We start from the raw sequence: 22,160 nt of genomic DNA, 5'->3' as shown, positions 1-22,160 counted from the left end.
ATAACATGAAGAAAATTACCGATAGACTGGCTGCCAACAGCCCTGCGGTATTACGCGCTTATCTGGGAAGTTTATCTAGTTTAGTGGAATCAGAAAAACCAGAAAATTTAGCAAAGTATTACAAAATTCTGACTCATTTCAAGTTCATAGCAGTAAAGATTGACAATGATGATTTTGGAGTGCAGGCGCTGATTAATGATTATGACTTGATTGACAATTCAGAAATCTCAACTCCACCGGAGCAGAAACACACGCTGAAATCAATTCAAGATGCGTTGCAGTTATCGGCGCATATTTTGGATAAGGATAAGACGCAATTGGCAGGGCAATTGTGCGGGCGTTTGCAACACTATAAAATGCCAGATATTCAAGAATTACTGAAACAAGCAAAGCAGAGTGAACTGACTTTGCTGTATCCCTTGAAAGCTAGCTTAATTCGCCCTAATGGGCAGTTGCTACGCACTCTCACTGGTCATACCGACTCGGTAAATGCAGTTGCCGTCACCCCAGATGGCAAGTGGGTGATTTCTGGTTCCTCTGACAATACTGTAAAAATCTGGAACCTGAAGACTGGGAATATAAAGCTTACCCTCACTGGTCATACCGGCTCGGTAAATGCAGTTGCCGTCACCCCAGATGGCAAGTGGGTGATTTCTGGTTCCTCTGACAAGACTGTAAAAGTCTGGAACCTGAATATTGGGCAGTTGCTACGCACTCTCCCTGAGCATACCGACTCGGTAAATGCAGTTGCCGTTACCTCAGATGGCAAGTGGATAATTTCTGGTTCCTCTGACAAGACTGTAAAAGTCTGGAACCTGAATACTGGGAAGATGAAGGTTTCTGATAAAACCGACTCAATAAATGCAGTTGCTGTCAATCCAGTAGATTGCAGGCTAGTAATTTATAGTTCAGTTAACACGAACATAACTGCGAATGCAAAGACTGTGGAAAGAAAGCTAATAATCTGGAATTGGGAAACAGGGAAAAAACAGCTTCTCAGCAACGAAACTGTAAGGTTAGATAAAAAGATTGTTAATAACTTAAAACAAGCTATCGTTGTCACTCCAGATTGCAAGCTGATAATTTCTAGTTCATCTGACAATACTCTCACAACCTGGAACTTAAAAAGTAGAAAGAATGAGGGCATACTCATAAGTTTTACCAGATTTATGAGAGCTGTTGCCGTTACCCCAGATGGTAGATTGATAACTTCTAGTTCGTCTGGCAATGCTCTCCATGTCTGGAATCTAGAAAATAGACGAAAATTGTTTACCCTTAGAGATCATGGTAACTCAATAAATGTAATCGCCGTCACTCCAGATAACAAATTGGTAACTTCTGGTTCGTCTGACAATACACTCAAAGTCTGGAAGTTGAAAGATACCGATGTGACAATTAATGATATCGATGACATTGATGATATCGATGATATTAATGATGTTAAAAGCACCCCGTTAAAAGCTCTCGCTTTCACCTCTAATTGTAAGTGGTTAATTACGGCTTTCTCTGGCAAAAACCTCAAGGCTTTGGATATGGAACTTAAGAAGGGAAAAAAGGTGTCTTTCGATCTCCCTTCAAGTGATGCATTCGCCATCACACCCGATAGCAATCAGGTGATATCTAGCTTAAGTAACAGCGAGCTTGGCGTTTCTAATCTAGAAACTGAGGAAAATTTTTTACCTCTTCAATCGTTTGATCCCTGTAAAAAATGGCTAGAAATTGTATTATCTTGTCTAATATTATGTATTGGATTAGTGTGTTCTTACTTCTTAATTAACTATTCTTGTGATTTTATTGCCTATCTCTCGTCCTTTTTTTCGCCCTCCTCTTCGCCCTCCTCCTTTTCGCCCCCTTCCTTATTGCCCTCCCCCAACCTAAATCATGCTGAGATTATGTGTCGTCAGAGTAAAACTTTTTTTTATTTTGCTTTGTTGTTTTTCATAGTCGTAATACCCATAAGCCTGATAGTAGCAAAGTATCCTAGACTCTATAATCTTTATAATATAGAATCAAATAACTCTGATGTAACTCTTGCTATCACCCCAGATGGTGAGAAGGTCATTTCTGGTTCAAGAGGGGGCAATATCAGAGTCTGGGCTCTAAAATCTAGAAACATACTGTTCACCCTTACTGGTCACAGAGATTCGGTCAACACTATTGTCGTTATTCCCTATTCGCCATGGATAATTTCTGGTTCTTCTGATAACACTCTCAAACTCTGGAATCTAACAAATAGGAAAGAGTTGTTTACTCTTCGAGGTCATATGGACTCGGTAAATGCAGTTGCCGTCACCCCAGATGGCTGCTTGGCGATTTCTGGTTCTTCTGACAACACTCTCAAACTCTGGAATCTAACAAATAGGAAAGAGTTGTTTACTCTTCGAGGTCATATGGACTCGGTAAATGCAGTTGCCGTCACCCCAGATGGCTGCTTGGCGATTTCTGGTTCCTCTGACAACACTCTTAAAGTCTGGAATTTATTTAGTAGAAATGTAATTGCCAGCTTCACTGGGGATAGTGAGATATTGTGCTGTGCTGTTGCACCAGATGGGATAAAGTTTGGGGCAGAATCGGATGTGGATGGGATAACAATTGTGGCAGGAGAAAAATCAGGGAGGATGCACTATTTACGGTTGAAACAAACTTAATATTACAACTTAACCCCGTGAATACTACACCTCGACCGCCAACCCCCCATAATACTGCTCTCTACCCAACTGAATTTCAGCAACTCCTTCAAGAGAAAAGCAAAAACTTTGTCGCTCGCCAATTTGTCTCTGCAGGCATTACTGACTTCCTCTACCGCCATGACCGAGGCTACTTCACTCTAGTTGGCGCACCTGGCAGTGGCAAAAGTGCCATTCTTGCTAAATACGCAACCGAAAATTCCGCTGTTATTTACTACAACGCCCAAGTTTCGGGTAAAAATCGGGTTGACCAGTTTCTCCCTATTATCTGCACCCAACTAGTCACTCATTACTCGCTCGACGATGGTTTAACTACAGAAGATTCCCCTTCCACATCTCCAGCTGGTAATACCACACAGGGGAGTCGGTTTCTCTCTTTCCTCCTTCAGAAAATCAGCAACCAGCTACAACCTAATCAACGCCTGATTATTGCTATTGATGCCTTGGATGCAATAGACCACAGCAGCCAACGCCTAGCCTCAAATCTGTTCTATCTCCCTAGATATCTTCCAAAGAGAGTTTATTTCCTTCTCTCCCGCCGACCCTTTGTGAGAGAGAAAGCTGATTTGTTCATCGAAACCCCATCCCAAATCTTTAATTTAGATGATTATCCAGAACAAAATTGGAAAGATCTATGCTCATACATTCAACATTGTCTCACTTTAGGCGAGGTAGGAGCAAACTTAAAAGCCTGGCTGAGGGCGCACCATTTAACTGAGGAGGAATTCAGTCAACAGCTAACATCGCAAAGCAAAAACAATTTCATGTACTTGAGTCAGATATTAGCTGCCATTGCCTCTGCTTTCTACTCCCAACCCTTCTTGTTTGAGCGACTTCCCCCTGATTTAGAGGCATATTACCAGCAACATTGGCGGAAGATGAAGGAGCAGGGTTTATCTCATATGGTGTTAAGTGTACTAAGCGTCCTTAGCCACCAGGAAAACGGGAGAGGAATATCACCAGAGAGGATCGCAAAAATAATTGATGAAGATGAATACGAAGTTCAAGAAGTGCTAGAAAATTGGTTTGAGTTTCTTGTACAGCGGAAAGTAAGCACAGAAACACGTTACAGCCTATATCATTACAGCTTTCAGGATTGGTTAACAAAACAATGTCTTGATGAAGGGATAGACATTGGCATAGCACACGGACAAAAATAAGTAGCATTACACGATTGAGTCATCCTACCGCGTTGTGTCCCTCATCTCCCCCGAAATTTTTCGCTCTCCAATTAGGAGGCGATCGCGCGTCAATTCTCTTCGGGCTGTTCGTTATTCCCTTCATCCTCACCGATTGCCCTTAAGTAAGCCTGGGCAGCGGCTTGTTTTAACGATCCCTGCGTATAGCGCCTGTAGACCTTATCCGTCTTAATCCCCATCAACTCCTTTCCATATAAAGGATCGACACCCGCTCGCGTGATGGTATTGCCAAAAGAGTGCCGAAAATGGTGCGGTTTTAACTCCTCTATCGTCGCGCTCGCCGCCACTTTCTTCACCATTTTGTAGAGTCCGTTGTATCCCAATCGCTCTCCACTATGCTTGGGGTCTTGGCAGACAAACATGGGGCGATCGCTCGTGGGAGTAAATATCCCCCCAACAGAGCGCCGCCACTCCAAATAAGCTTCTAAGTGCTGTCTTGCCTCTCGGCTCAAGGGGACTTCGCTGACGTTTTGCCCCTTGGAACGATGCACGATCAATCTCTTGCCATTCCAGTGCTTGACATCCAAGGCTGATAATTCAGAAGCCCTTAACCCATGAGAGAGAATCGCCACGATCGCCCGATCGCGAATGCCGGTCGGTCGCTGACAATCGAGGAAGTGCCAAATCTCAGCCATGTCTTCCTTGTCAATGTCTAGGGCTTGTGGTTCTTCAAGGCGCTCTTTGCCAATCGCATCAGTCGGGAGAGGTTGGTTGACTGGATAACCGTTACTGCGCCGCAGCCACTGGTAAAACGAGCGCAAACTATCGAGCGCGTGGTTGATAGAGGTAGGCTTTAGCCCCTGTTGCTTTAGTTGGGTGCGGTACTTGCCAAGATCGCTAGCTGTTACGTCCAGCCATGACTTGTTGCACCAGCAGGCAAATTTTTTCAGTTGCTGTCGATAAGAGCGCTGCGTATTCTCCGCCTTCCCCGTCTGCCGCAAGAATTCTTCAATCTGCCAATGGCGTAAGTCGGCAAGAGTGTCTTTCTGCTCCGATCGCAGTTGCTCCTGCTGTCGTTTGCCGTCAAGGGGAACGATAACGATAGGCAGAATCGGGTCGTCAGAGGAAAGATCGCTCATGGTTAGGTAAAGATAACTTCACTTATCTTTCTTTGATTATTCTCAGAATATTAGCAGACCATAGTGGTGATAAGCTAGAGAAAATCCAAAATCGCGCTTCATCCCATGAGCCTGCAACTGTCTATTCCTGACGATGTATTATCTGCTATCCGACTGCCAGAAACTCGGATTGAGAAAGCTTTACTACAGGAGTTAGCGATCGCTCTTTACGCTCAAGAGTTGCTATCTTTGGGTAAAGCTAGAGAGCTAGCCCAAATGGATAATTATGAATTTGGACAGTTGTTAGGACAACGGGGAGTCCTACGACACTATACGAATCAGGAGTTAGAGGATGACCTGAATTATGCCAGTGGTGAGTAATACATCGCCAATTCTCAACTTGGCAATTGTGGGACAGCTTGAGCTGATGTATCAGCAGTTTGAAACGGTGCAGATTCCACCTGCGGTGTTGTCAGAATTAAAAGTGCAAGAGGACAGACCAGGCTCGAAGGAGATTCAAGCAGCACTAAAGGCAGGATGGATTCAGGTACGAGCGGTCAACTCACTCTCCAGCATTAAATTGTTGCAACAAACTCTAGATAAAGGTGAAGCGGAGGCGATTGCTCTAGCAATGGAAATGCAAGCAGATTGGACATTACTGGATGAACGAGATGGGCGCAAGGTTGCCAAGTCCCTTGGGTTAAGGGTAACTGGAGTTTTGGGGATTCTACTGCGGGCGAAACATAAAGGCGAATTACACTCTCTGTCGGAAGCGATCGATGCTCTGGTAGCAACTGCGGGGTTTCGGATTGCACCAGACTTGCTGGCGAAAGTTATTGCCGCAGAAAACCAAAGCTAAGCGTTGTCCACATTATTGTTCTTCAATGTCTAGACCGTTAAATGAAAAGTGTTGGGCGTGTAGCTTACTCACACCAGCAGAAGCTCGAAAACTCCACGATGCTGCTTGTGGTGGCGATGGTTGTTGGGTTGGAGATTCATGCCACAGTAAGCGCTCGTATTACCGTAAGGGCAGGCAGCGACCGATTCAACGCCGTCCGATGATTGACGAAGTGGTAGTATCCGTTCCAGAAATTCCCTATGTAGTGCTGCATACCTACCTGGACAAACCCCGTCAGCCGAACGATGCAGTCGTCATTCATGCTATTTGTGCCGAATTCTGGCTGGGGAATGCTCCCAAAGCAATGACTCGACCGGAACATACTTTTGGATATCCGCCTCGCTTAGTCAAAGAGTATGCTCTTCAGTTGCTGGAGGCGCTTTATTTGAAATACGGTCATGGGAGGCGAACGGGATTTGAACGCTTTGCTCGTGAGGAGCAGCACTCAATTGCTCAATGTCCCGTGCGTCCCTGCTCCTACCATGCCGCTCACCTTAACCCTTACCAATTCTCACCCAGCAGATGATGGCGACCGAGCAACTGAATCTTCTTTGGTTTCAACTACAAGCTGCAAGGCTCACTCCTGAAACTCTCGATTTAAGAGTATTGTTGGATCGGGTGGACTCGATCGTCGCCCAACTGCCGGAGTCTCTACAATTGCAAGTCGCTGGGTCAGCGATGCTTCAAGTAGCGCAACTACTTGCATTCCGGGCTGAGGTATCGATCGAGAGCTGGGAGCATTCCTACCGCGACCCAGTTGTATCTAATGGTTTTTTTTCAGATTTAGTGCGGCAGTCAATGGCAGTGGATTTGAGCGATTTGATCGAACCCGCTCCAAAGCGCAAGCGTCGCATCGTACCCAGCTTTAAGGTGGAATCTTCTATCGTAGCTCCAGTCGATAAATCTGCCGTCCTGGAAATGGTGCGACAGTTGGAAAGCAACTGCGAAATTACTGCCTCCTCACCGCACTCGGAGGAAGAAGAGAAACAAAAAGCGCTTGCAGTGGCGCATGACGAAGATGTTTCTAGCTGGATAGGTGCGATTGCTAATTATTTTTTCAATACCTCTGTCCAATCTTTACCCTTGGTCGAACTCGCATGGCAAATTCAATCTCCAACTACATTAGAGCCAGAGCGGAAAATGAGATTAGTCAAAACTTGGTTAGCTGTTCTGTCGGGAGATTTTGAGTTAGAACAACGGGAAGATTTCTACAGTCAAACTGGAGTTTGGGTTTCTTTAGGTGCGATCGCTGTCTTACAATTAGATGAAACATAAATGTTTAAGGATTGATGATATCGAATACAGGCAAAGTTTGATCGGGACTACTTCTTACCCAAAATTAGCGGGATGAATGAAAGATTCGGCATAGTTCAAAGAGCACTCAATCGCAAAACTTTCTTCCGCAAAAATAGCCTCAAACCAAGTTGTTCTCTCGCTTGCGCAATCGAGCTAAAATTCCCATTAGGTCAAAACTACTAACAATTTAGTCATAGGGACAAGACTCCCAAACTTCGTTCTCAATCTCCCACTCAATCTCCCTCAACTCTTGCTGCCATTGAGAATAAGTCAATGAGTTCGGTGTATATACTTCTATTGGTTCCCATCGCTCTGGTGAGCTTGGCACTGCCGCTGTTTCATCGATCTCTTGCTCCCCATCAGGTGCTTTTGGAGACTTTATCGGTCGCTCGGCTTGAGCTAGCGTTGATGCTGGCAAACCAGAATCAGCACTTTCTTCACTCTTTGCAGAACGTTGGCGTTTGATTAGTTTGTGGTATTTTTCCATCATAGAGTCGTCAGGGATGAGGGAATCTGCTCTACCTAAGATGGGGTAAAAGTAGCGAAGAGCTAATTTGCCGCCACGCAACGGCTGAAAAACTTACCCAGATTAGGTTTCAGAAAAAAACTCAAGGAAGCACAGCATCAATTTGTAATCGCTCGTTCATATCCAGTCGAAAAGTGCCGTAAGGGTTAACATGTACCCAAATCAACGGTGATAACGCCCGGAAATCTTCTTTTCTCATCTGCTTCATCCAATTAGCTTCTGCCAAAACCCTTTGAATCATCAGGGTATTGATGTAAACAAGGCTGATTTGCAGCAGGTGCAAGCACAAAACCGATAATTCTTGTTCATCCAGGCGGTTGCTAGCAATTTCACTGTTTTTGCCATAAAAAATAAAACCATTAGCACTATTCCAGTTTTCCACCACATTCAGCCCTTCATTAATCTCACGCCGTAATGCTTCAGAGTTGAGGTAGTGACAGAGAAAGATGGTTTTAACCGCTCTCCCTAGCTCAGAAAGTGCTTTTTGTGTCGGATGTTGAGGAGAAGAACGGCTAAAACGTTTCAAAATCGTGTCTGCTTCCGCCGTTCCCAAACGTAAAGCAGTAGTGTATTTAATCATCTGGTCATACTGAGTTGCGATCAGTTCCCAATCAATTGCTTTAGTAAGTACAAGTTGCAAGTTAGGAAAATCTTGTTTTTGCCCAGCACTTGGTAGATATAACTTTTGGGAGCCGATGCGCTTGATCCGAGGCATCAACTCAAAGCCCAGTAAACGGCAGAAGCCAAAGGCAATTTCATTTTGACCGTGAGTGTCTACATAGTTTTTCTTTACCTTCATATCAGTGCAATGACGTAAGAGGCCTTCAATCATTGCTGCCACCTCACTGGAGGAACAAGTCTTAAGTTGAGAGTAGATGCAGGCAGATTTTTTCTCAACGTGCCAATAGATCATCACCCCCGACCTCCGTAGCGGATGTGCCATTCTGTCATCAAATTTTGATCCCACGAGCCAAACTTTTTGGAATCACTAGCACACGCTGTTGTACCTTCTCCCCAAATTGCTACCTTACGAACATTAAAAGCAGCATTTACAACTTCTGCAATAGCATTACGCAAGTGTTCTCGGTGAATGTAGTGCTTTTTGACATAACGCAGGTCGTACTCTAAGTCACTATTAATTCCCCCACACATACGCTTGAGTCCGGTATTGCTACCCAATCCATACAAACATAACAATAGTCGTCGTTGCAGGGTTTCTCGGTCTAGGTTAGAGCGCACACCCGTATTCTTGAAATGATTAGTAAAACCAATCCGCAAGTCAGCTTCTTTCAACATATCCAGCAAACTGGTAAGGGGCCAGCGTCTTTCTATCTCACGCTTAAGTTGCAAGATATTGAGTGGTTCTGGCTGTGCTTCTAGAGGAGCAACGCTAATCCAGCCATTTTTCTTCTTTTGAATCTTGACTTTAGTATTGCTTGGCATTGCTCTATCCAGCATTGTTAAAGCCTGGGTCATTTCCTGTTGGAGTTGGCTGATAAAAGTGAGCGCGTCTAATGGTTGTCCTAAAGCCTTGTAGTAGGTTTCTCGATGTACTTCAAAGTCTTGGGGCAAGTCTTCTTCTGGGTTACAGTAGCGTTTAGCCCCAACTACCCAAATTTCCTTCGAGCGCAGCTTATCTCGTAGTGCCTGTAGCACGCATATTTCATAATTGACTCGATTTACCCGTTCCTGCCCATCCTTGTCCTCTTCTAAAATCAGGTGGCGTTGCTCCTTGGAGAGAACACCATTGATGAACAATTCCTCACCGATTGCATAGTATCGCTGATTGCTGTCTTGGTATCTTCTAAGCAATGACAAAGCAGAAATTACTGGGCGGTGCATATCGTTGTTAGAGCGAAACTCCAGTGTGGATAGCAGTTGAGGAACCATGCGCCGATAGTGATGCAGATATGATGAACGCATCACTGTGTAAACTTTTTCCTCATATGTAGGACTGTTAGATTTATATTCTTTGACTACTGCTTGTAGTGTTTTCGGGCCAACTACTGGGTAAACAACATCCTTAACAGGTTCTTCAGGACGTTCGAGTGAAGCTTGAGCAATTTCAAATAACAAGCGTGGCTTACCATCCACCCGTTTAAATTCCTCAATGAGTTGTTGATCCACCCGCCGTTCGGCATTAACATAAATGCGGTGGATAATTTGAATGAGCAACTCCACCAAACTGTCGGTAATCTCCTGGTTGCGTTGCCAACAGAAAGCGGCAACCAATGTGTAGCGAATTTTCGCCGGATGACGACGCAGTTCGCGGGGTGTCTCTGCACTTGCCCGCCGACGGTAGTGAGTAATAATTTTGGGGGGAACATGAGCAAACAGTTTGGTTGGTAGTCCCAAATCCCGGATACATTCAAGTTTGGAGACTTCTTTGAAGATACTCTTGAGACTGGTACGACCGGGGTCTGTTTTGAGGAAATTGAAGACCGACTGTTTAAATTGGCTCTGGTCATCATCTAGAGCATCTTGAGTATTGAGAAGGGCATCCATTTTGGTCAGCGTTCCTGATTCAATTTGCTTGAAGATGCCAGCACAGAATTCTTTTTCTGTAGTGACGCTCGCAGACCGAATCAGCCGTTCCACTGCTTCGGGTATTGGTGGTTCTAACTTTAACTCCCGTAAACGTTGATACACTGCTGCTTCTAATGAGGAGACTTGACGGTCGTATGCTAAAACAAATTCACACAACCAAACAATCAGTTCTTTTTTGTCTTGTGGGTTAAATTCTCGAAAACCAAAGAACTCCCGGATTTCAGCACGATGACGTTCAATAGTGCGTCCATTAAACGAGTATTCAGCATATTGTTTTGGCGAAACGGAGAGAAGTCTCGCAATGTAAGAAACAATCTGTTTGGGAACTTCCTGTTTGGTGCGGGGGAATTTTGCTTCCATCTGGAAGAATTTCAGTAGCACAGCAAAGCCTAGGCGATTTTCCTCACTTTTGTTTAACAGCAGTGCCATTTCGGATGGCAGGAGGGTAAAATTTTCTACCAGTTCTTCTGCATCCCATTGACGTTTCAATTCTTACCGCTCCTCACTCTAGCCATATGAAACAAAAGTTTATCTAATTATCGTATCAGCTAAAGTGTAAGTTATTTGGTACACTAAATTTGAACGGCGCAGTACAGGTTTGAGACCGAAAAAATTCAGAGGGTTTAATTGGTACAAAGAGTTGCCATTTATTGTCGGGTTTCTACAACTGACCAGTCCTGTACGCGGCAAGAACGGGACTTATTAGAGTATGCTGCTGTTTGTGGCTTTGAGGTGGTTGGTGTTTGGAAGGAAACAGCCTCTGGAATTAAACACAACCGCTGTGAGCGACAAAAGATTATGGCGTTAGCGCAAAGTCATAGCATTGATGCGATTTTGGTGACAGAGATGACCCGGTGGGGACGTAGCACCATTGACCTGATTGAGACGTTGCAGTCACTCCATAGTTGGCATATTTCCTTAATTGCTCAAACCGGATTGCAATTCGATCTGAATACACCACAAGGCAGGTTAATCGCCCATCTTATGGCATCTTTGGCTGAATTTGAACGAGATTTGCTGCGAGAAAGGGTGCGTTCGGGGGTAGCGGCGGCTAAAGCGCGAGGTCAAAAGTTTGGCAGGCAACCAGGACAACGTGTGAAAGCAGATAAGTTGGCACCCAAAGTTTTGCAGATGGTTAATGACGGGTATTCTTACCGCAAAATTGCCGACAAACTCAACCTCAGCAAGACAACTGTCAATGATATTGTCAAACGCCACAGACAGTCACCAAAGAAATCATCCTCGGAGAAATAAATCTGAAATCCTTATCCACTAATCGTTTCAGCCAAAGCATGGCGGCAAATTCTCTCTTCGCTACTTTTACCCCAATGTGAGTTGATCGAACAGTTCTTGAACGCATTCCCGTAACGCTTGAAGTGAAGGGAAACACTGATTTTTGAGGGGTTGTTTGAGCGATTGCCAAAACCGCTCAATTGGGTTGAGTTCAGGAGAGTGAGCTGGTTGAGCCAAAGGAATAATGTTCTCTGGCCAGTGGATCGCTGCTGCTATGTGAGCTGGAGCTTGGTCGAGCTGTAAAATCGCCCAATCTTCCCCAAGTTGCTCGGAGAGCCAATCTAAAAACTCCTGAAAATATTGTCCATTGAGCTTGGGGTACTCGTGTAAAAAATGTGCCCCGCTCAAAGGCGCAATCGCTCCATAAATCCAGAAATTCTCTCGCCCCCATTGCACCTCCACCTTGGGCTTCACACCCTTGCCAGTAATCACCTTGCCCTGCTGGGTCTTCAGTCCCACTCGTGTTTCATCCTGACACAGGTAATGAATCACTTTCCCCTGAGCCAGCAGACTCTCTAATGTCAGCAGGACTACACCAAGGTTTTTTTAAAGGCTTCAACCACCTCCTCATCTTGCTGGTAACTCACAGGACGTGGCGCTTTGAGCTTGGCACCCAGACGATAGTGAACCCAATGGTAAACTGTGCCATATTCAACGCTTAACCCATGTTTGAGTTGCAACCACTCCACGATCGCTCCATAACTACTGAAGCCTTCAGGACGGTTCAACTGCTGTTGCAAATCCGCCAGCACCGCATCACTCAGTTTTCGCTGTGCGCCAGGTGCTTTGTTGATTTGCAGCAATTCCTTCAGTCCGCCACGGCGATATTTCTGGAGCCACCTACTGACGGTTGAAGTATCTCGCCCCAGTCGTTGACCAATCTCCTGTTGCTGAGTGATTTGTCCGCTTTTCAGCCACCAAAGCATCTGGAGTTTCTCTTTGTCGATCGCTTCGCGAGCATGTTGCAGTCGTTTCTTCAGATCTGCTTCGCTCTCGGCAATCTCAATTTTGAATTGGCGGCTCATAGCTCTCACTCATGCTTGATTTCCTCCTGATATTCTATGCTCCTTCATATTAAATTGGTATAACCCCTCTTCTGTTACTACAAGCGGAGTAAAATAAAAGAGACATCTAACTTGCCACAGCATACTCGATAGGAACAGCTCGAAAACCATTCATAATTTTTATCAATTTGAAAAAGCTTCGTTTCATTCCAGGAATCGGAAATAGCCTCAACCACGGCTCAATTAAACACCAAAAGATGTGGGGCTGAATAATTAGTCTTAAGTTATTTAAAGCACTCTTCCAATTAGTGCCTGACTCCCAGTAGGGATGCCGTTTAAATTCAGTCAGTTCTAACAATCTAGAATTCAGATATAAGCTGCTTCTAGCTGCTTCGTCTTTGAAAGCTTCAGCCTGCAAGCTAATCAGCAAATAGGCACTAAAAACTATTTCCCACCACCGCTCGATGCTAGCATAATCTGTTAAGCGAAAATCCGCCCAACCCAATTCATTTTTTACCTGTTTAAAACCATACTCAATCCAATTTCTCAAGCTGTAGAGGTTGCCGACAACAAGCTGAATGTTGCCAGGTAAGTTAGTCATAATAAACCAGGTGTCTGATTTGGGATTCTTCGTATCGCTTTTAGTGATTTCATAGTAGCGAACCGTGCGCCGCTTGCCAAAAATAATTTCCCGAATATAGCGTCTTTCTGGTTGACGGTGAGATAAGTTCTGCTGGTAGGCGCGCCAACTGTTGTAGCGCACGCGCTGTCCTGGCGCAATTAGGACTCCATGATTACTGCGAATCGCCACAATAAAATTTAACTTTAGCTCTTTTAAAACTCCAATCACATTCCCACTCTCGCCATACAAACTATCGGCTAGAACTAGGTGAAATTTAAATCCAAATGCTAAAAGTTCTCGAATAATTTCTTCTGCTAACTGTGGTTTAGTTTTATAGACATCTCCTTCTTTGAGTCGGTGACGTGGTTTGAAGATTTTAAAACTCAATGGATAAGTGATATTATCAACTATTGCGTAAGCGTTAACCGAAACAATACCATTCGCTGTTCTGCCCAAGTTACCAATGTATTGTTTGGCGACGTAATCTGTTGCTTTACCCTTTTTTTCATCCCCTGTTTCATCTATACATAGTACGATTGGTTCATCCCCAACTGATGCTTTAATTATCTGCAATCGCAGTTCTCGCAATCCTTTCACATCCCAAGGTGTATCTCGCAAGAAATGATGTAATTCTTGCCCATCAGACAGCCCAACAATCCGAGCAAGTGCTGGTAAAGATTTTCGGTTAATTTCAGAAATTACGCCTAAATGTAGAAACTTAAAGGCTTCAAAATTTCTGACATCTGGGAAAAGATTTCGGTAAGTTTGGCAGTATTCATCAATAAAGGCTACCGTTGATACTGGCTCTCTACGCTCAACCATAGTCACAGCTTAGCTTCTATCACTTCTTTCTCTATTTTAATCCTGCCAAAGCAACAGAAGAGGGATTATACCACTGCGAGAGTGACAAAATAGGGTTAAGTTGACAATACTAAACCAAGTCTTACTTGGGTTTATTTTGTAAATGCGTTCGAGCAGTTTTCTTATGGAATTGGCGTATCAGCATATACTGTTTTTTTAATTACAATTTTCTTTCTACCACTAAAAAATGAAAATAGCTCGATTAGTGTATTGGGGAAATGATGTAGGGAAAGAAGCTAAAATACTCTGCCTGGAAACACTTTAGTTCTCTGGAAACTCCCTGAAATCCTGATAGAACCTAACCCAGATTAATACTCAGAACTTTTGCCATTCTCTCTCTTCAAGTTCTTTCTGCGGTAATAACAAGGCAGCTTCAATCTCCTGGCGCACTGCAACTGTGACTTCACAGTTGCTATTAAGGCAATCGATCAGCAACTGATTGGCATCATAATAGCGTTGCAATGTTTGCTGTTGCTGGGGGCTAAAGTGCCAGTGATGCTGAATATTTCGATGCAGGGCAATCGCCGCTCTTAAGCGCTCAACCCAAGCTAGATGGTGCGTTGACCACCATGCCTGAAACCTTTCTCGATCCTGCTGGGGATCGGGGAGTTGGTCTTTGAGTTGTTGCAGAGATTGATGTAACCCAACATCCAGCACAATTGCCAGGGCATTGCTTAAAGCATTACTGAGGGCATGGGCATGGGCAAAATCCGAGCTGGAGTCAATGGCACACTCCAACATCAGGTTATCCAACGCTACATCCAGAAACATACCCTGGTCGAGGGTACAGCTCAGGGCAAAGTGAGGCGCAAGGTGAGGAGTCTGGGTCAGGGCAAGGTAAAACGCACGAGTTGCAGCTAGCGATGGTTGGGGTAGAACCAGGGATTTTTGGCTTGCCCAGGTTAAAAATTCTTGGAGATAGGGATCTTGGGCAACTAACGCATCAATTTGTTGCTTCATCAACTGCACCAGAGAGTCTGCACTCCGCAGCATGGCAGCCGTCAACAAAAAGATTTCGCGCCAACGGGGTTCTGTAATGTGACTCACCAGACGTTCTAGGGCTTGCTCTAATGCTTGTAAATTATGACTGGCAACGATTTTTCTGGCGGTGAAGTATTCTTGAAACGCTAAATAGGAAAAGGAGAAAATTCCCCGCGCTCGTTCTGCCAATAATCCGTGTTGCAGTTCGATCGCCTTGAGTACGACTTCACTATCAAGTTGCAATTCCTCTGGTTGGGTGGAAGCATTCGGTAGATCGCGAATATAGTTGCTAATGTGTCGCTCGATCGCACGTTGCTTAAAGAAGTAATCCCCCTGCTCAAAAGTCACCGCTGCAATCTGACTTAGCAGCCTGAGCTTTTGTGGCAATAAAAACTCTCGGTAAACTCGATCTCGCTGAATGCCCCTAGCTTCATCCCATTTGACCAAGAGTAGGTCTAGACATTGCTTATAAAACTCGGCTCGTTTGGTGGGGAATTTTTCTTGGCGATGGAACACCCAGCAGGCAAGGTGCAAAAATAAGGGAGTGACTGCGAGTTGGCGGAATTGGAAGTTTTCGGGCAAGTCTAGTTTCTGAATGAACTGAACTGACCGTTCCAGCTCATCTTGGGGATTCGTCTGCGTAAATGCCGCAAACCATTTCAGAGCAAAGGCGGCAATTTGGTCTTGGGTAAACGGGGCAATTTCGACATCCCTGAAGCCCCTAAGCTTGAATGTTTTAGCTGTAGTTCGGCAGGTGGCGACAAACAGGTTCTTTTGATATTTCTCAGAAAAGCGGCGGATTTCCTTTAAAACGACGTTGCGATCGCGATCGAGTACTTCATCCAGTCCATCCAGCAACAGCAACACTCTGCCCTGACGCAGCAGGGTTTCTAGAACGGACGGGGTGGAAATTTCAGACGTGAGAAATTCTGCCTGGATGTAGTTTAATAAGCTGAAATCGTCTGCCTCTACAAGCTCGTCGGCAAAATCTCTCAAGGTGATAAAAATTGGCACTCGGTTTGCTGCAAACTCGCCACGATCGCACTGGATTGCCAGATGTTGCAAAAAAGTAGTTTTACCCGAGCCTGGTTTACCCAACACCCTGAGCTTAGAATCGGTTTCGACTGCTTTCGTACCGGCGATTTGTTTTTGGGACACCTCACCCAAACCAAAGCGGTCAAATTCTTTTGAGGTCAAGCTTTGCAAGTCAGCGATTTCTAACCACCGATCGCTGGCAATCTCTTCTAAAATATTCACATCAATGTAAATGTCGTCTATGCCAACCAGACGGCTGGTATCCAATAGCTGCAACGTCCCGCACTGGTCTTGAATTTTGTCTCGGCGTTGCGATCGCACCTGTTGCACCAAAACATCAATATCTAGAAGTTGGGCTGCTGCGATGGCTCCAGGATCGGAGAATTCTGCTGGCGGATCGATCGCGATCTCCCGCCAATTCAACTCTAATACAGAACAAACTTCCAGAAAAATGTAGCGATCGACCGGACGACCAGTGAAAAACCGCCAAATCGGTTGGCGAGTCTTTAAGTTAATTTCTCCCGCCAGATTTTCCTGAGTCCATCCCTTCAGGGCAAACGCTCTTTTAGCCTGTTGAATTCCCGTAAGTGACGCTTGCAGCGATCGTTTTGCCATAAAAAAGAGCTTGGATAAATTACCATTGCCAAAAATCTTAAACTTATGTTAATAAGCAAAATCTTATACTCTTTTCTATGCTATCAGCATTTTCCTGCGACTAAGTTATACAAAATCGCAGGAGTTACACTTCAATCGGTCAGTCAATCGACAGCTAAAAGCGTTTCCTACTGCGATTTCCGAGCAAATTCGTCTGCTCGAAAAGCAGGCAGACGCTAGATTTCCAGCTTGCAATAGCTCGGCATCTGCTTCCCCAGCTTGCGGTGTGGCGAGGCATCTGGGAGTATTTATAAGTTTTGTAATAAAATCAAACGCTACCTTTAGACAGCTGCTTCACACCACTATAGAAGCACAATATATATAGTTGACAAACAGATAAACGATCGATGGTTGACGATCGATTGGTTGTAAACAATACTCTTCCAGATTGGCTAAAAGCAGGGCATTCCGCAACCTAGGATCGTTGGTGCATTGAGTAATCCAAGCGATTTGCTGCTGCATGTAGCGATCGCTTTGCAGTAATTCCTGGATCGCTGCTTGTAGCACATCCACTGCGGTCAAGATGCGATCTCGCTTTGGGGGCAGCGCTTCGCGATCGCGGCAGAAGAAAACTCGATCGCAGATTTTCTGCAACACGACTAAACTAGTGAAGCGAGTCATTAAATTGTAATAAGCTTGCTGTGGCGATCGATCTAGATATCTCTGCTGCAAAAGGCGGTAGCGGTATGCCAATTCTTGCCGGATAATTTCTAGCTGAGCAGAGTCGAGCATCTCAAACCGCTCTAAATCCTCTCCTACGAGCCAGCAAACAATACTCTCTCTCGTTGCAGCAGCTTGTTTTGGACAGTCTAAAACTAGGCGCGATCGCCAATTCTGTGCCAGTTCTGCGGCTTTGGTACAATTGCCTGCGGTGAATTCCTGCTGTAGAGCTTTTATCTTATTCTGCACACCATATCTCCTGACAAATGTTCTCCCCTAAAGATGTTAATTAAAGGAGGAAACGAGAAAGCCCCCTTTTTTAGGGGGTTGGGGAATCTCAACTACACGGGTTCCAAAACATTTACGCCGTTGAAGTAAATGCCATCAGAGTAGTCGAGCCTTTACTTAGTCGGAGCGCTTGACTTTGTTGTCATCCCAGACTTAAGCAGGTGTTAATGCAGGCATCAATACTGTATCGATGACATGGATCACACCGTTATCAGCCGCAACATCTGCTGTTGAGACTGTGGCATCGTTCACCTTAACGCCTTTGGAAGCATCAATTTTTACATCTGAACCTTCAACCGTTTTAGCTGACTTCATCTTAGCCACGTCAGCCGCCATTACCTTGCCGGAAACAACATGATAAGTCAAGATTTTCTTGAGTTTGGGAATGTCTTTCAGTAATGCGTCTACTGTGCCTGCTGGAAGCTTGGCGAACGCCTCATCGTTAGGTGCAAATAGAGTGTACGGACCAGCACCTTTGAGAGTATCTACCAGACCAGCAGCCTTGACAGCAGCAACCAGCGTGTTAAAAGAACCAGCCTTGACGGCAGTATCAACAATATCAGCCATGTAATTCACCTGGTTTTGTGCAATTTGCTAACAGTATTCTGCTAACAAAAACTAGTATCACACCCTAGTGTTAGAAATCGTGTTTCAGCAATGTTTGAATAGTGTATAAATTGTATATTTTCTGCTAAAAATCTCAAGCGGCTAGATTAAATTCTGGGGTTATTTTCTCAAGGGATGCTGGGTTAAATTATCGCATAGGAGCAAGAGGACAAGGTATGGCGTGACAGCTTTAGCACCTAAAAACTAGCCCCCGATCCAAAAATCGGGGGTATACCTGGGTAGTCAAGTAAAGGCGGAAAAACTAAGACTAATTATCTCCTATTCGATCATGCTATTCCATCATGTCTCTTGGGGTCTTTTTTTTGCTTTTTAGCGCCATCAGATTTTGCTTTTGGCTTTTTAGCTTCTTTATTACCTTTTTTCTGCTCTGGCATACTTATTCCCCAATAGAGGTTATTTTTATTTTGACCTAAATCAATATGTTTTGGGGTATTTATCCAAATTGCAAAAATTTGACAAAACTGTTTTTAGGACTTTTTAGCTTGACAACTGGTAATTGCGATCGCAATCTTGCCGATTGTATGTTTTATTTCGCTATCCAGCTCGACAATAGCTATTTTTGAGCGCGGATAGAGATTTTTTTAAACTTTTGTAACGTAATCAAGCAATTCATTAAAGAAATCAAACAACACCCTGTCATCGTGCAGAAGCAAAACCTTTGCTTCGACCCATCCAACACCCCAGTTGTTACGTGAGTGCGAGCGATCGCCCTCTGTAGAACAATGCCTCTGTTTAAATTCCCATTTTCATTACACTACTAATTACCATTTAAAATGCGAGTTTTACTCCTTCATCCACTCTTCCCCCCATCGTTCTGGTCTTTTGACAAAGCTCTAGAACTGATTGGGCGTAAAGTTTCAATGCCTCCTTTAGGACTCATCACCGTCGCAGCTATCCTGCCCCAAGAGTGGGAGTTCCGCTTGGTAGACCGCAACGTCCGATGCGAGACTGAAGCAGACTGGGATTGGGCAGAACTTGTGATTATTTCCGGCATGATCGTCCAGAAGCCAGATATGTTGCATTTAATCTTTCAGGCAAAGCAACGAGGCAAATTAGTAGCTGTGGGTGGACCTTACGTTACCTCAGTTCCAGAACCAGCAAAGGAAGCAGGAGCAGATTTTCTAGTTTTAGATGAAGGCGAGATTACCCTGCATCTATTAGTCAGTGCGATCGCGCAAGGCAAAACCTCCGGTATCTTTCGAGCTGAAGGCGAGAAGCCAGATGTCACCAATACGCCGATTCCACGCTACGACCTGCTGGATCTGAGCGCCTATAACGAGATGTCGGTACAGTTTTCACGGGGATGTCCGTTCCAGTGCGAATTCTGCGATATCATTGTCCTTTATGGACGCAAGCCCCGCACGAAAACACCAACGCAGTTGCTAGCTGAATTGCAAGCTCTTTACGATCTTGGCTGGCGGCGTTCTGTTTTTATGGTGGATGATAACTTTATTGGCAACAAGCGCAATGTCAAGCTGTTATTGCGCGAACTCGGTCCCTGGATGGCAGCGCACCGTTACCCGTTTCGCCTCGCGACTGAAGCTTCTATCGATTTAGCACAAGATCGTGAATTGCTAGATTTGATGATCGATGCTAATTTCGGTGCTGTTTTTATCGGTATTGAAACACCAGACACCGATTCCCTAGCTCTGACGCAGAAATTTCAAAATACTCGCGATTCCTTAATTGAATCCGTCCAAAAAATTAATCAGGCGGGTTTGAGCGTCATGGCTGGCTTTATCTTGGGCTTCGATGGTGAAAGATCGGGTGCGGGTCAACGCATCATTGATTTCGTAGAAGCGACAGCGATTCATAAAGCGATGTTCGGGATGCTACAAGCTCTCCCCAATACGGCTTTATGGAAACGACTCCAAACGGAAGGTCGGTTGCTGGAGGCAATGCAAGAGACGCAAGGGCATCAAATGGCACTGACTAACTTTGTGCCAACCCGTCCTGTAGAAGAGTTAGCCCGCGAGTACCTCAGTTGTTTTTGGGAATTGTACGAGCCGAGCCGTTACTTGTCACGAGTTTATCGGCATTATATGCAACTCAAGCCTACTCCTCATCAAGTCCCATTCCGAATGCTGGAACCGATCGAGCTGCGAGCAGTGTTATCGATCTTCTGGAAACAGGGTTTCAAACGCAAAACACGCTTCCAATTTTGGCGACAGTTAATTGCAATTATCCAGCATCGTCCCAAAGTATTTGTCTCTTATCTGAGCAATTGCGCTCTAGGCGAGCATTTCTTCCACTATCGAGAAATCGTGCGTGGCGAAATTGAAGCGCAACTTACCCAGAAGTCAACTGCTCCAACGATAGAGCTGAGCCAAGGAAAGCTCGTATCAAGCTCTACAACTAGGTAATTAGTCAGTTTAGCAGTCATCCGAACCGATTAAAAATATTAGGCATCGGCTAACCTATCTCTCGTTCTAGCTAAATGGACTGTTTGCCACAGGCGATCGCGCTGAATCAAAAAATCAAACATTTTTAACCTGTTTGATTAAAACCTATACCTATATGTGTATAATTTTCTCCGCGCTACTAATCAGTCGCTCGGTCGAAGTTAGACAAATTTAAGAGATCTACACTAATGATTAAGGTAATGAAATTAACTCAAACATTCATTATCCTGGAAACTCCAGTTAAGTTTGAGAGTTTTATTCTGCGAAAATTCAAGGAATGCTTAGTTCTAGGCTTTGAATGACTTTGAATAATAAATAATAAATGAAATTGCGGTATCGTCCGATTTTTAAATTTTTGCAACAAAATCAAACACTGCAAGCTTATTTTACTTCATTTTGGCTCTTCGCCACAATATAACCTCACACATGCTATCAAAACAAAAATATCAGATAGATATTATAGCCAATATTCCCTTTATCTTGATTCACCTTGGTTGCCTACTAATTTTTTGGGCAGGTTTTAGTTGGACTGCTCTAATCACCTGTTTCATTCTCTGGTTTGTGCGAATGTTTGGCATCACAGCCGGATATCACCGTTATTTCTCACATCGCACTTATAAAACATCGCGTTGGTTTCAATTTATTCTTGCTGTTCTGGGCAATTCTTCAGCGCAGTTAGATCCCCTATGGTGGGCGGCGCATCACCGCCATCACCACCGCCATGCAGATACACAACAGGATATTCATTCTCCTACGATCGACGGCATCTGGTGGTCGCATATCGGCTGGATTATGTGTCCTAAGTATTCTAAAACTAACGAGCAGAATATTCGAGATTTTGCTCGATACCCAGAATTAAGGTACTTGAATCGCTTTCCAGTCATCATTCCTGTAATCCTGGCGATCGCAGTAACCGCGATTGGACTGTTGTTACAGCATTACATACCTCAGATCGAAACAACTGGCTTGCAGATGCTTGTATGGGGTTTTTTATTAAGTACTTTGCTGCTTTATCACTCAACTTTTACGATTAATTCTCTAGCTCATGTCTTTGGTACTCGTCGTTTCAATACAGTAGATAGTAGTCGCAATAACTTACTTTTAGCGCTGATTACTTTAGGTGAAGGGTGGCATAACAACCATCATTACTATCCTGCTTCAGAACGACAAGGTTTTTACTGGTGGGAAATAGATATTACCCATTACATCCTGAAGCTACTTTCATGGCTGGGAATTGTATGGGATTTAAAAACTCCTCCTCAAAAAATCTACGATTAGTCTCACGCTCTATTTACAAAGTATCCTCGATCGGAAGTCAGCCTTTAACGTCAAGGTTTAACATACTTCTACGCGATCGGTGCATAATTATTGGCAAAGATAAAAATAATATCACAATCAGCGCAAGGTATCTAAATTTGTAAATAGTATGTTACATTGACTGTGTGAGGCGAAAAGTAGGAGAGCTAGCTCTGTACGCCCCGATCGCAAAGGCGCGTTCGATACCTACACGATTCAAGAGTCG

General features: G+C 44.4%; 17 protein-coding genes and 1 pseudogene. 9 read left to right on the top strand and 9 right to left on the bottom strand.

Annotation, left to right across the window (positions count from 1 at the left end):
- The first annotated feature begins 5 nt into the window (after positions 1–5).
- Both M5J74_RS31885 and M5J74_RS31880 read left to right on the top strand, forming a co-directional pair.
- Positions 6–2,648, top strand: a complete 2,643-nt coding sequence (locus M5J74_RS31885) for a WD40 repeat domain-containing protein (protein ID WP_250017742.1) — start codon at positions 6–8, stop codon at positions 2,646–2,648.
- A gap of 17 nt (positions 2,649–2,665) precedes the next feature.
- Positions 2,666–3,847, top strand: a complete 1,182-nt coding sequence (locus M5J74_RS31880; RefSeq protein ID WP_250017741.1) for an ATP-binding protein — start codon at positions 2,666–2,668, stop codon at positions 3,845–3,847.
- Between the two features lie 89 nt (positions 3,848–3,936).
- Here the strand turns inward: M5J74_RS31880 and M5J74_RS31875 are convergent, their stop codons facing one another.
- Positions 3,937–4,965 (bottom strand): tyrosine-type recombinase/integrase, encoded by a 1,029-nt coding sequence (locus M5J74_RS31875; protein ID WP_250017739.1) that lies wholly within the window; start codon positions 4,963–4,965, stop codon positions 3,937–3,939.
- Positions 4,966–5,070: 105 nt separating this feature from the next.
- Here M5J74_RS31875 and M5J74_RS31870 point away from each other — a divergent pair, with 105 nt between their 5' ends.
- From M5J74_RS31870 to M5J74_RS31855, 4 genes are read left to right on the top strand one after another with little or no spacing between them, the layout of a single operon-like run.
- Positions 5,071–5,325, top strand: coding sequence for a UPF0175 family protein (locus tag M5J74_RS31870; RefSeq protein ID WP_250017737.1), 255 nt, complete (start codon positions 5,071–5,073; stop codon positions 5,323–5,325).
- Positions 5,309–5,803: a DUF3368 domain-containing protein gene (locus M5J74_RS31865; RefSeq protein WP_127023856.1), complete on the top strand. Its 495-nt coding sequence runs from the start codon at positions 5,309–5,311 to the stop codon at positions 5,801–5,803. The genes M5J74_RS31870 and M5J74_RS31865 overlap by 17 nt, the downstream gene beginning before the upstream one ends.
- 25 nt (positions 5,804–5,828) lie before the next feature.
- Entirely contained in the window at positions 5,829–6,368 is a 540-nt protein-coding gene (locus M5J74_RS31860) for a hypothetical protein (RefSeq protein WP_250017735.1), read from the top strand.
- The gene (locus tag M5J74_RS31855; protein WP_250017733.1) at positions 6,365–7,117 is read left to right on the top strand and encodes a hypothetical protein; all 753 of its coding nucleotides are present in this window, start codon (positions 6,365–6,367) and stop codon (positions 7,115–7,117) included. Before M5J74_RS31860 ends, M5J74_RS31855 begins: the two co-directional genes overlap by 4 nt.
- Positions 7,118–7,325: 208 nt before the next feature.
- Here M5J74_RS31855 and M5J74_RS31850 read toward each other — a convergent pair whose 3' ends face one another.
- The gene (locus M5J74_RS31850; protein WP_250017731.1) at positions 7,326–7,628 is read right to left on the bottom strand and encodes a hypothetical protein; all 303 of its coding nucleotides are present in this window, start codon (positions 7,626–7,628) and stop codon (positions 7,326–7,328) included.
- 118 nt (positions 7,629–7,746) lie between these two features.
- Positions 7,747–10,700, bottom strand: a pseudogene (locus M5J74_RS31845) (Tn3 family transposase).
- 138 nt (positions 10,701–10,838) lie between these two features.
- Here M5J74_RS31845 and M5J74_RS31840 point away from each other — a divergent pair.
- Positions 10,839–11,465: a recombinase family protein gene (locus M5J74_RS31840; protein ID WP_015155286.1), complete on the top strand. Its 627-nt coding sequence runs from the start codon at positions 10,839–10,841 to the stop codon at positions 11,463–11,465.
- Between the two features lie 66 nt (positions 11,466–11,531).
- On the opposite strand, the gene M5J74_RS31835 is transcribed toward M5J74_RS31840, so the two are convergent.
- From M5J74_RS31835 to M5J74_RS31810, 6 genes are all read right to left on the bottom strand, one after another.
- Complete coding sequence (locus M5J74_RS31835; protein ID WP_250017730.1) at positions 11,532–11,996, bottom strand: IS630 family transposase; 465 nt, start codon at positions 11,994–11,996, stop codon at positions 11,532–11,534.
- 38 nt (positions 11,997–12,034) lie between these two features.
- Positions 12,035–12,529: a helix-turn-helix domain-containing protein gene (locus M5J74_RS31830; RefSeq protein ID WP_250017728.1), complete on the bottom strand. Its 495-nt coding sequence runs from the start codon at positions 12,527–12,529 to the stop codon at positions 12,035–12,037.
- Between the two features lie 106 nt (positions 12,530–12,635).
- Complete coding sequence (locus tag M5J74_RS31825) at positions 12,636–13,952, bottom strand: IS701 family transposase (protein WP_250015617.1); 1,317 nt, start codon at positions 13,950–13,952, stop codon at positions 12,636–12,638.
- Positions 13,953–14,306: 354 nt separating this feature from the next.
- Entirely contained in the window at positions 14,307–16,622 is a 2,316-nt protein-coding gene (locus M5J74_RS31820; RefSeq protein WP_250017726.1) for an NACHT domain-containing NTPase, read from the bottom strand.
- 333 nt (positions 16,623–16,955) lie between these two features.
- On the bottom strand, positions 16,956–17,570 hold the full coding sequence (locus M5J74_RS31815) for a hypothetical protein (protein ID WP_250017725.1): 615 nt from the start codon (positions 17,568–17,570) through the stop codon (positions 16,956–16,958).
- Positions 17,571–17,762: 192 nt separating this feature from the next.
- Positions 17,763–18,176 (bottom strand): fasciclin domain-containing protein, encoded by a 414-nt coding sequence (locus M5J74_RS31810; RefSeq protein ID WP_250017724.1) that lies wholly within the window; start codon positions 18,174–18,176, stop codon positions 17,763–17,765.
- Between the two features lie 833 nt (positions 18,177–19,009).
- Between M5J74_RS31810 and M5J74_RS31805 the strand changes: the two genes are divergently transcribed.
- The gene (locus M5J74_RS31805) at positions 19,010–20,599 is read left to right on the top strand and encodes a B12-binding domain-containing radical SAM protein (protein ID WP_250017723.1); all 1,590 of its coding nucleotides are present in this window, start codon (positions 19,010–19,012) and stop codon (positions 20,597–20,599) included.
- Positions 20,600–21,064: 465 nt separating this feature from the next.
- The gene (locus M5J74_RS31800; RefSeq protein ID WP_250017722.1) at positions 21,065–21,916 is read left to right on the top strand and encodes an acyl-CoA desaturase; all 852 of its coding nucleotides are present in this window, start codon (positions 21,065–21,067) and stop codon (positions 21,914–21,916) included.
- Positions 21,917–22,160: the final 244 nt, after the last annotated feature.

This window comes from Chroococcidiopsis sp. CCNUC1 (assembly GCF_023546805.1).
GTDB lineage: Bacteria > Cyanobacteriota > Cyanobacteriia > Cyanobacteriales > Chroococcidiopsidaceae > Chroococcidiopsis > Chroococcidiopsis thermalis.
Note: the sequence above shows the minus strand (reverse complement) of the source record. Positions and strands in the feature narration are given on the sequence as shown.